8 protein-coding genes are annotated in these 13,598 nt (G+C 30.3%); 2 read left to right on the forward strand and 6 right to left on the reverse strand.

Annotation, left to right across the window (positions count from 1 at the left end):
• Nucleotides 1-11 precede the first annotated feature (11 nt).
• Nucleotides 12-338: a hypothetical protein gene (locus tag BUB01_RS11935; RefSeq protein WP_072987819.1), complete on the forward strand. Its 327-nt coding sequence runs from the start codon at nt 12-14 to the stop codon at nt 336-338.
• 41 nt (nt 339-379) lie between these two features.
• On the opposite strand, the gene BUB01_RS11940 is transcribed toward BUB01_RS11935, so the two are convergent.
• Together BUB01_RS11940 and BUB01_RS11945 are read right to left on the reverse strand one after the other, a co-directional pair.
• Nucleotides 380-2,041, reverse strand: coding sequence for a glycoside hydrolase family 13 protein (locus BUB01_RS11940; protein WP_072987824.1), 1,662 nt, complete (start codon nt 2,039-2,041; stop codon nt 380-382).
• 269 nt (nt 2,042-2,310) lie between these two features.
• Entirely contained in the window at nt 2,311-5,586 is a 3,276-nt protein-coding gene (locus BUB01_RS11945) for a DEAD/DEAH box helicase (RefSeq protein WP_072987827.1), read from the reverse strand.
• Nucleotides 5,587-5,876: 290 nt separating this feature from the next.
• On the opposite strand from BUB01_RS11945, the gene BUB01_RS11950 reads away from it, so the two are divergent.
• On the forward strand, nt 5,877-8,450 hold the full coding sequence (locus BUB01_RS11950; RefSeq protein WP_072987830.1) for a DNRLRE domain-containing protein: 2,574 nt from the start codon (nt 5,877-5,879) through the stop codon (nt 8,448-8,450).
• Between the two features lie 70 nt (nt 8,451-8,520).
• Here BUB01_RS11950 and BUB01_RS11955 read toward each other — a convergent pair whose 3' ends face one another.
• From BUB01_RS11955 to BUB01_RS11970, 4 genes are all read right to left on the reverse strand, one after another.
• Entirely contained in the window at nt 8,521-9,378 is an 858-nt protein-coding gene (locus BUB01_RS11955; RefSeq protein ID WP_072987834.1) for a hypothetical protein, read from the reverse strand.
• A gap of 3 nt (nt 9,379-9,381) precedes the next feature.
• A complete protein-coding gene (locus BUB01_RS11960; protein WP_072987837.1) occupies nt 9,382-10,776 on the reverse strand; it encodes a methyl-accepting chemotaxis protein in 1,395 nt (464 codons plus the stop codon).
• A 200-nt stretch (nt 10,777-10,976) separates the two neighbouring features.
• Nucleotides 10,977-11,516 (reverse strand): hypothetical protein, encoded by a 540-nt coding sequence (locus tag BUB01_RS11965; protein WP_072987840.1) that lies wholly within the window; start codon nt 11,514-11,516, stop codon nt 10,977-10,979.
• A 10-nt stretch (nt 11,517-11,526) separates the two neighbouring features.
• Nucleotides 11,527-13,440, reverse strand: coding sequence for a serine/threonine-protein kinase (locus BUB01_RS11970; RefSeq protein ID WP_072987860.1), 1,914 nt, complete (start codon nt 13,438-13,440; stop codon nt 11,527-11,529).
• Nucleotides 13,441-13,598: the final 158 nt, after the last annotated feature.

The raw sequence follows: 13,598 nt of genomic DNA on the forward strand, positions 1-13,598 counted from the left end.
AGGTGAATTTTATGAAAACATTTCAAAAATTAATTGAAGAAACATTAGATTGTGAAGATTTAGAGGAATTGGAGGCTGCAGCTGATCTATTTCAATTTGGTATCGAAAAAGGTTATTATAACAAGAGACATGTTTATAAATTTAATGATGCATACTGGTCAGTAAAAAATAGACATTTAGCTCATGAACTAGGTAAGGAAATTAAAGCTTCTAAACCTGATATAGCCAACATAGTTGCTAATGCTCCTAACGATATAAAAGATGATAAGGAAAAGCTAAAAAGTTACGTTAATGGTCGTCTAAAAGCTCTTAAGGGAAAAATTCACGGAATAAAATAATTTAATCCCCCGTTCATAAAATGGACGGGGGATTTTTTAATTTAAATTTTGTATATTCTAGCTTCGTATGGTCTTAAAACAAAACTCTTTAAAACATTGTGTTTTTTAATATCATAATTACTTAATATAAGTTTATTAAATTTTAATTCTATATTTTCATAAGTATATTTAGCTTCTTTAGAAGTTAAATTACATATTATAATATACTTTTCCTCTCCAAATACTCTAGTATATGCATATACATTTTCATCATTCTCCATGATTAAATTATATTTACCATAAATTAATGCCTCATTACTTTTTTTAAGACTTATTAACTTTTTATAATAATTAAATACTGATTTATCATCATTTATTTGAACCTCTAAATTTATCTCTTTATAATTAGGATTCACACCTATCCAAGGGGTTTTTTTGGAGAATCCTGCGTTTGTTTGCCCACTCCATTGCATAGGTGTACGTGAATTATCTCTAGATGTTGCCCAAATATTTTGCATAATCTCTTCAATGGTCTTTCCACTTTTAAGCATCTCATTATACATATTTATACTTTTTACATCATTATATTCATCTATGGTGTTAAATTTGACATTTGTCATACCTAATTCTTGTCCTTGATAAATAAAAGGTGTTCCTTTTTGCATAAAATACATAGTAGCTAATGCTGTAGCACTCTCCCTTAAATAAACTTCATCATCTCCCCAAGTCGAAGTAACTCTAGGAATATCATGATTTTCTATATAAAGTGCATTCCACCCATCCTTATCTAGTCCATTTTGCCACTTAGAAAGTATTTTCTTTAGATTTATTATATCTACTTTTTTATTTTTATCTGTAGACCATAAATTTAAATGTTCAAATTGAAAAACCATGTTGAATTTGCCGTTTTTCTCACCTACCCAATCAAGAGCATGTTCAACCTTTACACCGTTTGCTTCTCCTACCGTCATAATGTCATATTTATCAAAAGTATTTTCTTTCAATTCCTTTAAATATTTGTGTATCCCTGGTACATTCATATGTTTTTCGAAACAAGAAACATATTTTAATTTTTTTGGATTCTCCATATCCTTTAAACCTTTTTCTTTATTTATATGACTTATAGCATCTATTCTAAATCCATCTATACCTTTATTAAGCCACCAATTTATCATTTCATATAGAGCATTTCTCATTTCTTTATTTTCCCAATTTAGATCTGGTTGTTTTCTAGAAAATAAATGTAAAAAATATTCCTTAGTTCTTTCATCAAATTCCCAAGCTGACCCTCCAAAAATACTTTCCCAATTATTTGGCTCTGCACCATATTTTCCATTTCTCCATATATACCAATCTCTTTTAGGACTATCTATAGATTTTCTAGATTCAACAAACCATTCATGTTCATCACTAGTATGATTTATAACTAAATCTATTATAAGCTTCATTCCTCTTTTATGAACTTCCTCTAAAAGCTCATCCATATCCTCCATAGTACCAAACTCGTCCATTATGTCTTTATAATCACTTATATCGTAACCGTTGTCATCATTTGGCGATTTATACATAGGACAAATCCATATAACATCTATGCCTAAGTCCTCTAAATAGTCTAACTTCGATATTATTCCCTTAATATCACCTATTCCATCATTATTGGAATCCATAAAACTTCTTGGATATATTTGATAGGCAACTGCTTCTTTCCACCATATTTTTTTCATATTCTACACTCCCAAACTCTTTAAATTTTCATTATCAATGCATCTTTTGCATTAATATATATTCCTCTAATTATCATTCTATGCAACTAAGCATTATTTTTTTGTCTTTTTATGTAACTTATTTTACTATTTATGCAACCGTTTGCTTTAATTATAGTTTATATTTTTATATAAATCAATAATAAAGTAATATTAGATTATTAAAGATAAGAAACAAAAAAGTGAGTGTGTTAAAAATATATAATTTTAACACACTCACTTTTTTTGCTTTAATACGTAAATAAATCTTCTAATTCTTCTTCTGTTAGATTTGATATTATTAAATCTTGAGAATCATTTTTAGAAATAACATCTTCTATGATTTCTTTTTTCTTATTTTGAAGTTGTAATATTTTTTCTTCAATGGTTCCTTTAGCTACAAGTTTTATAACTTCAACATTACTTTTTTGACCTATCCTATGTACCCTATCAGTGGCTTGTTCTTCTACAGCAGGATTCCACCATGGATCAAAATGTATAACTGTATCTGCCCCAGTTAAATTAAGTCCAAAGCCTCCGGCTTTAAGTGAAAGCAAAAATACTTCTCCACGCCCTTCATTAAATTCTTCAACAAGTCTATATCTTTCTTTGCTCTTTGTACTTCCATCTAAATACATATAATCTATGTCTTTATTTTTAAGTAAATTGGCAATTTCATTAAGCACACCTATAAATTGTGAAAATATAAGTATTCTGTGTCCATTAGATATACATTCATCTAAAATATTATCTAATACTTCTAATTTACCACTACTTGCTGAATAATTTTCAAGCATCACACTAGGGCAGCTACAAATTTGTCTTAACCCAGTCATTGCAGATAATATATGTATTTTTCTATTTTTAATCCCATCGCTACTAGCAAGTACAGATAAATTATTTTTAGCCTTATTTACAAAATTGGCATAAGCTAGCTTTTGCTCCTCAGTCATATCTACTAATATTGTACTTTCTATTTTTTCTGGTAAATCTTTAAGCACATCTTTTTTCAATCTTCGCATCATAAAAGGTGTAATATGCTTTTTTAAATCTCCCAAAACTTCTTTATTTCTTCCTATAACTATAGGTTCTTCATATTTAGCATTAAATCTCTTTTGAGATAACAGATAACTTGGCATTATAAAATCAAATATAGACCATAATTCAACTAGCGAATTTTCCATTGGGGTTCCTGTTAACGCAAATCTTGAATAAGCATTTATCTTTTTTACAGCTCTAGTATTTAAACTTCTAGGATTTTTTATTTGCTGTGCTTCATCAATAAAGCAATAACTAAATTCTATATTTTGAAAATTACTTATATCATTTCTTATAACAGCATAAGAGGTTATTACAATGTCATAATCCGTAATAGCTTTTACTACTTCATCCCGCTCTCTTTTTGCTCCATAAATAACTAAAGTTTTAAGTTCTGGCGCGAATTTTTTTATTTCTCCTTCCCAATTATAAATCAATGAAGTTGGAGCTATTACTATAGCTGGCTTATTAGACTTTTTAATATTTTCCATTTCACTAACTATAAATGCTATTGCTTGAAGAGTCTTTCCAAGTCCCATTTCATCTGCCAAAATTCCACCAAAACCCATAGTGGCTAAGGCTTTTATCCACTTTACACCAACCTTTTGATAACTTCTTAATGTTTTTTCTAATTTTTCTGGTAATATAACTTCTTTAGATTCTGAATTGTCCAGAGCATCTATCAATCTTCTATATTCTGCATTTTTCTTAACATAAAACATTTCATTTTCTTTTAAATATTGTTCAACATAAAAAGCATTATGCCTTGAAGAAACTAAATATCTATCTCTTTCAAACGAACTCTCTGTATCCATATATTTTATAAGTCTATTAACACTTATAAGTCCACCATCTCTAAGGTATATGAATTTTCCCTTCTCAGTTCTATAGTATGTTTCGTTATTTTCCATAGCATGAAATATATCTTTATATTCCCACCTATTTACACCTTCTATATCAAAACTAAATTCAAGCATTCCCCTCTCTGTTATGCCTATATTAACGTTATACTCAGAAGGGTTATATAATTTAAGATTTTCTACTTCTTCTCCATATGTAACAGTAGCAAACTTACTTAAGCTATTGAAATAATAAAGCATAAATTCCATTATAGAATCTTCATCTTCCATTAAAAAATAATTTCTAGTCATTTCAAAGCCCATATTTTTTATTACATTTATTATTGGCCTTTCCTTAGCTATCTGTCTATTTTTTATAAGTTCAGCTTTTTTAAATTTATCACTACTAAATATATCAAACTCTACATCATCGTAAAGAAATTTAAGATTTACAGCTAAACCTGTTAACTTTTTCTCTAAATGTATAAAAGTTTTAAAATATTCATTTTCTTTTATAGCATTTAACTCTTTCTTTATAGAATCTTTATTATCATTTACTAAAACTTTAGCACTTATATCCTTTAACCTTGGTATAAAACTATTTTCTATGTACTTTGTAGATTCTGTAAGTGTAATTATTGATTTTTTTTGTTCTGAGAACATTTTATGTAATGGTTTGTATAATTCTATCTGATTTTGAGAAGGTTCATATATATCTCCTTTATAGAAGTAGTACTTACCTTCATCTAGTAAATCTAAAGGAATTTCATCTATATGATTAAGCATAAAAACACCTTTAAAATCTTTATTAATAATAAATTCTAAAGGAATGTCTTCTTGTAACAATTTAGCTCTTTTATATGTTCCACCATTGTAATGAATTTTAAAATGTTTATCTTTTAAAAGCTTTATTATTTCATTAAATTCATCTAATTCAAGTTTCAACTCACTATCATTTAATGTGCTTCTTTTTCCTAAATTAGATGATATTATATCTAAAATTTTAGTATCTCTTTCTTTGAATTCAAATATTTCTGGTGAATAAACAAAACCATCTTCACAACTTACTGAATAATTTTTGTATTTATATGAATTAAGAAAGTCTAGTATATTATCTACTTTATAAGACCTATTCTCTTCTAACTCTAAAGATATATATATATCTTTTCCTAAATTATTTATTATGAAATTATTCTTTATTCTTATAACTTCTTTTTCATTTTCCTTGATTTCTTTTATGTTATTAGTATTTTTATCAGAATCCAAACCTGCTTCTAAATCCTCTACTCCCTCGTTATTTTTAGGTGTATAAGATACTTTTTCTTCATTATTAGATTTAGGCTTTAAATAAGTTAAAAAGGCTGCCACTATATGTTTGCACGCCTTTTTTCCTTTTAAATTTATAAAATCAACACAATCGCATTTGAAATAATTTATATTACCTGATTTAAAATCCAATTCCATTTCTATATTGTTTCCAAATTTTTTATCTCTACCTTCATATACAGTAGCAGTTATTTTTTCTATGTCGCTTGAAGTCTGTATCTTGCTTAAATCAGAAACTGATCCATAATCATATAAGCTTTCACCACGTTTAAGCATTACAGTTCCAGTACACTTCTTTATCGATTTTTCAGTAAAAATTTCCACTTCAATCTCCTAATTTTATATATTATTTTGCGTTTATCATACTTTCAATGATAACAAACTATTATGTTTTTGTTAAGCTTTAATTTATTATATTTTTTATCATTAATATTTTTTAATGTAAGGTAAAATTATAGTTTTTTTAAGCTTTAAAATTACAAGCCAATATTATTTTGCAAACTTTGACTTTTTTTACAATTCAAAGTAACAAATAAAATTTATATTAATACTATATATTGTATGATGAAATTGTAAATTTATTATATTTCTTACTTTTACAGGAGGTGCGTATTTTGGACTCTACTCGTATATCTATTAAAAATGATACTTTTATATCTAACTACTATTCAAGCTCAAATTTTAGTAAGCTAGAATACTTAATAGTTGGTGACAATACTATTAAAAATACTATCAACGATACACTTATATCTTTACTAAAATTTGATTTATCCTCTATTGATGACTGTGACAAAATTATAAAAGCAGAATTATTTTTATACCTAAAAGCTACTCATTGTTCTGGAACTTCAAGTAAATTCAAACTAAATGTATATAAAAACCTTGAAGACTTTGATTACAACACAGTAACATGGGCTAGCGCTCCTCAGGTTGAAAAGACCAAATACTCTGCTTCTATCTTAACATCTGATATAAATGAATATGTATCAATAGACATTACAGATTTAGTTAAGGATTGGTCACACAACTTATATACAAACTATGGCATAAGCTTAATTGGTGCATCCGCTAGAGAATCAATAACATTTTCTTCTAGCAGAGATGAATATACTCCATATTTAGTAGTTCACTATGAAGATTCTACTCCATGTCCATGTCCACCAATTTGTCCTCCAGGTCCTAAAGGAGACAAAGGTGATAAGGGTGAAAAAGGTGAACCTGGTCATATGGGACCTCAAGGTCCTCAAGGAGATAGAGGTTGCCCTGGACATCAAGGCCCTCCAGGCCCTCAAGGTCCTCAAGGTCCTAAAGGAGAAAGAGGATGTGTTGGTCCTACAGGTCCTCAGGGTCCTAAGGGATGCCCTGGTCCTCAAGGTCCTAAAGGCGAAAAAGGTGAACGTGGTCCTCAAGGCCAACCAGGTCTTCAAGGTCCTCAGGGTGAAAATGGATTAGATGGTCATATGGGCCCTGTTGGCCCTAAAGGAGATAAAGGAGATCGTGGTTTAATGGGTCCTCAAGGTCCAACTGGTCCTCAAGGCCCTCAAGGAAAACCTGGACACAATGGTCCTCAAGGTCCTCAAGGTCCTCAAGGAGAGAGGGGTGTAACTGGTCCTCAAGGAATTCCTGGCTATCCTGGTCCTCAAGGTGAACATGGTTGTCCTGGTCCTCAAGGTCCAACTGGTCCTCAAGGTCCTAAAGGTGATCCTGGCTATCCTGGTCCTCAAGGAGAAAAAGGGGATAAAGGGGATAAAGGTGATAGAGGCCCTCATGGGGAACCTGGATGCCCTGGTCCTAGAGGTGAAAAGGGAGAGAAAGGTGAAAAAGGAGAGAAAGGTGATAGAGGTCCTCATGGAGAACCTGGCTGTCATGGTCCTAGAGGTGAAAAAGGAGAACAAGGTGAAACGGGAGAAAAAGGTGAAAGAGGTCCTCATGGTCTACAAGGACTTCCTGGTCTTCCTGGCCCTCAAGGTCCTCAGGGTCCTCAAGGTCCTAAAGGTGAAAAAGGTGAAAGAGGACATCAAGGTGTACAGGGACTTCCTGGACTTCAAGGTCCTCAAGGTCCTCAGGGTATTAGAGGTATAACAGGTTCTCAAGGTCCTCAAGGCTTACCTGGTCTTCCTGGACTTCAAGGGGCACAAGGCCCTCAAGGTCCTAAAGGATGTACCGGACCTGAAGGTCCTCAAGGTCCTCAAGGTATACCTGGCCCTCAAGGCTTACCTGGTCATCGCGGTCCTCAAGGAGTACCTGGAATACAGGGTCCTATAGGTCCTACTGGTCCTAGAGGTACTACAGGATGTTGTGGTCATATGGGTCCTACAGGTCCTATGGGCCCTCAAGGTGAACATGGTTGTCGTGGCCCTCAAGGTATACCTGGTCCTCAAGGTCCTCAAGGCGAACACGGTTGTGAGGGGCCTAGAGGTTTTAGAGGTCCTACAGGCCCTCAAGGTCCTAAGGGTGAAAAAGGTGAGCCTGGTTGCCCTGGTCATGAAGGTCCTAAGGGTGAACGTGGATGTCCTGGTCCAAAAGGTGAACCTGGCTGCCCTGGTCCTAGAGGCCCTAAGGGTGAAAAAGGTGAACCTGGGTGCCCTGGCCCTCAAGGTGAACCTGGTTGTCCTGGTCCTCAAGGCGAACCTGGTTGCCCTGGTCCTAGAGGCCCTAAAGGCGAAAAAGGTGAACCTGGGTGCCCTGGTCCAAAAGGTGAACCTGGGTGTCCTGGTCCTAGAGGTCCAAAAGGTGATGTAGGTCCTGAAGGTCCTCAAGGTCCATGCGGGTATCCAAGTACTTCACAACATGGTCAATTCACAGATGCTGGAGGAGCTGGAGTTGTTTTATGTGACGGGCAATTAGTACCACTAGATACAGTAGCAATTAGTGGTAGTGATATTTATCATGAAGATAACTCAACTGAAATAAACCTTGCTGATGGTCATAGTTACTATGTTTCATATATTTTAAGAAGCATGCTTCCAAATACCGAAAGTAATATAGCTGGTTTATTATTATTGAATAATTACTATGTAGTAGGTAGTTTTGTAAATTCTGGTTCTGCCTATGCTTGTGAGACTAGCGTTTCAATTTCCGGTGGAGTTATAATAACTAGCGGCGGATTATTACAACTAGAATATAAGACAACAAGTGATTCTTCTAATGTTGTTACTGCTTCAATCTCTGTAATTCAATTAGATTAGGCTCAAATTATCTAAAAGAATTACCATTTTTAAAAGGGATTATCAATCAAGATAATCCCTTTTTTAATATTTACTGTTTTTTTAATTCATTATCTATTTTCTCTAAACATTTCTTACAAGATACAAAAGATAGTTTTTCTTTTAAAGCATCTTTTGATATATTCTCTATTACTGTATTATTTTTATCATTGTGTCCTTTTATATCAAATGAATAAGTTACTGGTTTATTGTTTTTCTTTGCCATCATAAAAAACATTTTCGAGACTTCATCTTCTGTTTTTGACATGTATATACCACCCAGTTCTTCGCCTCTTAACATAGGCTGAAAAGTTATATTGTCCTTTTCAATTCTACTATCTAAAACAGAATGTTCAAATATTTCTTTAGGATCAAAAGAATACCTACAACGAATATCAAATTTGTCTAATTCTGATACTTTAATTATTTTGTTTTCTATATTTAAGATATTTTGACTGAATTCCTCAGTAGTTATAGCAACATAATTAAATTTTAATATACCTATATATCCTATAAAAAGAACCAAAAATGTTATTGTAGTATATATAATATTAGAACTAATATGATAAAACATTCTATTACTTCTATACTCAAAAAAATACTCCCATGCTTCAATATAATGTAGCCAAAAAAATATTTTATCTGTCAAATATGATGCCCAAAAGCTAGCTGCTATGAATAAAATTATAGGTGCTACTACTTCAGCAATTAGTCCAGTTCCAAAGGAATAATAAATCATATCTCCTTTTAGTTTTGGTAATAATAATTTATAAGCACCTCCAGCTATTATAAGCTTAGTTAACTTAAAAAGTATATAAGTAAATAAAAAAGTTAATGCAAACCATATACTTGTCTCTAAACTCTTAAATTTACCATACCCCTTCCTAACACCCTCTTCTATATATTCCATAAATTATTCTTCCTCCTTAGGTCCAACTAACTCAAATCTATTTATATAATCTTTATTAATTTCAGTAATATTTTTAAGTTCATTTACACAATTCAACAAATTAGCGGATGATATACTTGTATCTTCAGCTGATGCTGATATTTGTTCAGTTGTACTAAAGATTTCTTGATTAACAGAGTACAAGGTTTGTATCCTACTTATAATTTCATCATTACTAATTAATATCTTGTTAGAGCTTTTAGTTAAATTTATAATTTTCGGGGTTACTTCTGAAACAGATTCAGATATATATTTATATGCTTTTATAGATTTAGACATACTTTGTTTTTGCTTCTCTATTTCTGTACTCATTTCTGATGTTTTATTTTTAAGATTATCAGAACTTATAAGTACATTATTTATAAGTGTATTTATTGATATAGAGGATTCTTTAGTTTTCTCAGATAACTTTCTGATTTCCTCTGCAACTACAGTAAATCCCTTTCCAGCCTCACCTGCCCTTGCAGCCTCTATTGCTGCATTTAACGCTAAAAGATTAGTTTGCTGAGCTACATTATTTATAAGTTCAGATATATCATTAACCTTTTTTATATTAGCACTCATCGCTTCGAGTACATTAACAAAAGTTAGAAAATTATTATTAAACCCTTCTAACGCCTTAATTAAATCATTCATATAACCATTTCCCTCAGTGGCATCTTTATGAATATTTTTAACCATTTCTGAAACATTTTCTATATCGTAAACAGCATCTTTTAATAATTCATTAAACTCATTTATACCATTTACAATAATTTCTATATCGTTAGTTTCACCTGATATACCACAAGCTATATGTTTTATTGAACTTGATATTGTATTAGTAGTTCTATTTAAACCACTAGAAATATTGGTTAAATTATTTGATTGATCTTTCATAATATCATTACAATTTGCCATATCATTTAACATTTGCACTGTAAACTTTTGCATTGTATCTATTCCTCTACAAATAGCCCCAATCTCATCCTGACGTTTAAAATACTTCTCTTTTATTGAATAATGATAAACCCCATGACTTAAATAATCTATATGCATTCTTAAGCCATTTAACAATCTAGCTGACTTTCCAAATATCTTCCAGACTATAAACAAACCTGTCCCTATAAGAATTATAGTTACTACAATAAGTAAAATAGTTATATAATTTAAAGAGCTATCTATATTCTGGTTTAAAGATTCTCTAGTTATATTATCTAAATCATCAAGTTTGTATTTTAAAAATAGTTTTGTACCTATTCTTTGCAAAAGTATCATTGTTACTGAAATAATACTTATAATATAAAAAAATAACTTAACAATGTGCATTCTTATACTCTTATTACTATCAAAATTCACATTAGTTCTAAAGTTAGCCATCTTATACCCCCTTATAAATTTACCATTATACCCTTTATTTAAATATATTACCATTTAATCCCTTTGCGTTCAATACATTTCATATTTCATTTTTAACCATTTAAAGCTATGAAGTAATAGCCTTATTCTTATACCTCATAGCTTTTTATCTTTGTCCTTATGTTTAAATAAAAAATGTAACTTTAAAATATCTTATATACTTAATTTAACAATTGTGTTCCCTCTTCTTCTTTTAACAACTCAGTATCTTCTCCACTATTATTTAAATTATACTTTTCATACTCTTGCCCCAATAACTCTGTGCCTTCTTCCTTACTTAATAATTCAGTATTTTCTGAACCATTACTTAAAATATGTTTCTCATACTCCTGATTTAATAATTCTGTTTCTTCTGAGTTATTTTCTAACAACTGAGTACCTTCTTCCTCACTTAATAGTTCAGTACCTTCTGAATTATTATCTGAAATATGGTCCTCATATTCTTGACTTAATAATTCTGTCCCATCTGAATACTCATCTTGAAGACTTGATGTATCATTACTTATCACTTGATTTGTAGTAATTTTATTTCCTATTTTAATACCTCTTTGTGACTTTTCCTTACTTTTACTCTTAACTTTAATATCATTTTTTTTGCTAGTTATCCATACACTTTTAGAAAAAAAGCAAATACATATTCCTACTATAGATACGCAAATTCCTATTATTCCAACTACTAGAAGTGCCATTCCTATCCTCATAATATACCTCCTATTTTATATATCCTTGCTTTTGGATTTCCTTATATAATACTTTAAGGTTATTTATTTCCGGATTATTTTCAGCTGAATTATTCTGCTCTGCCAATTTATAATTCTCGACAAATTTTGAATAATCTCTAGAGGCAGCATCTTTTTTTGATTCTCTATCATAGTTCAATTTTGCTAGCCCCATATAACCTTTAAAATCTTTAGGATATTTTTTTACTAGTTTATTATAATAAGATTCTGCTTCTTCAATATTTTTAAGTGTCCTTTCTATATTCCCTATATTGTAATATAGTGAGGATGTTTCATAGCCTAAATTCTCCAATATTTTGTAATTATTAAGTGCTAAGTTTGAGTATTTATTTCTTTGTGTCTCATCATCTGCTACAGCAAAAGCTTTTGCATTATAAGCTTGTGCTAGTTTCTCATAAAGAGCTGTATTACTCTTATCCTCACTTTGAGCTATAGCCTTTTCTAATAATTCTATTTGACTATCAATATTATTATCAAAAACTTGAGCATTAGCAGCATATAAATCTGATAACATTATATATCCTCTTACCCTCTTTGCAGCATCTGTTTGCTGCTCTATATATTGTCTTAAGTTTGAAACCACTTTAGTAGCTTCATCATCTTTTGATAAATTTCCTGGTTTATTAAGAGCTTTTGATATAGCTCTATAGAATTCTATTCCATCGAAATTATTACTCTTTACGTTGTTAAAATTCTCTTCTGAACCTTTATAATCACTTTTTGCAAAGCAAGCTAACCCTAAAAGGTATGAATATTCCTCATTTTTAGTTATTTTTTCATTTTCTTTAGGTGCTTCTATTTTTAAATAATTTATAAGCTTATCAAATTGTGCTGTATCATAATATAATTTTGCAACATTTAAATATCCTTCATCTCTTTTTGGATCCTGTTTTATAGCTTCGTTATATTTACTTATAGCTACATCATATTTTTTAGATTTTTTGTTATTATCACCTGCTGATAATACATTTAAATATTCACCTGTTTTAACACTATTAATCTTATATATTCCTGAACCTACAAATAAAATTGATATAATTAAAGAAGCTATAAAAAATTTACCTTTACTTCTTCTTTTTTGTATTTTATATTCTGCACTAAGCTTGTCTATATTATTTAAATCCTCAAGTAATTCCTCTACATTTTGATACCTATAATGAGGATCTTGTTTGGTACATTTAATTATTATATATTCTATTCCTTCTGAAAACTTATTGTTTATTGATCTTACTGGTAGAAGTTCATAAGGTGGATCATTTGGACCCTTCCCAGTTAATAAATGATATAGAGTTACCCCTAAACTATAAATATCTGTTCTTTGATCAGTTTGATGATTTCCATATTGCTCTGGTGCTGCATATCCTCTAGTTCCTATTACAACTGTATCCGCTTCTGTGTTTTCCTTATATTCCCTTGCTATACCAAAATCTATAAGCTTTATATGACCTTGTTTATTTAGCATTAGATTTCCTGGCTTCATATCCCTGTATATAATAGGATTTGGTTTTTGATTATGCAAATAAATTAAAACATCACAAATTTCCTTTGCCCATCCTATTACTTTATCTTCTTGAAACGAAGTACATTGATTTAATAATGTGTTTAGATTAGTTCCATCTATATAATCAAGTACTATGTAAATTTTTTCATCTTTATTTATTATATCCACTATTCTAGGTAACGCTGGATGATCTAAGTTCTTAAGTATATTAGGCTCTGCAAGAAAATCCACATCTGAATTACTGTCAAAAGTTATTTCTTTTATAGCCCATTCTTTTTCCAAATTTAGACTAATAGCCTTATATACTATACTCATACCTCCTCTACCAAGTATATCAGTTATCTTATACCTACCATCTATTATTTTGCCTTTTACCTCACTCATTTCCTTCCTCCATTTAATAAAAAATCCCAAAAATTATTACATAAAATATTATTTATTTAATATTTTATCATTTATAATTATTTATTACAACTTTTACATTTTGTTAAGTATATTGTTTTTAAATACTTATTTGTATTTTTATGTATTTATAGTTATAA

It is taken from the genome of Clostridium cavendishii DSM 21758, from assembly GCF_900141845.1.
In the GTDB taxonomy this organism is placed as follows: domain Bacteria; phylum Bacillota; class Clostridia; order Clostridiales; family Clostridiaceae; genus Clostridium_AG; species Clostridium_AG cavendishii.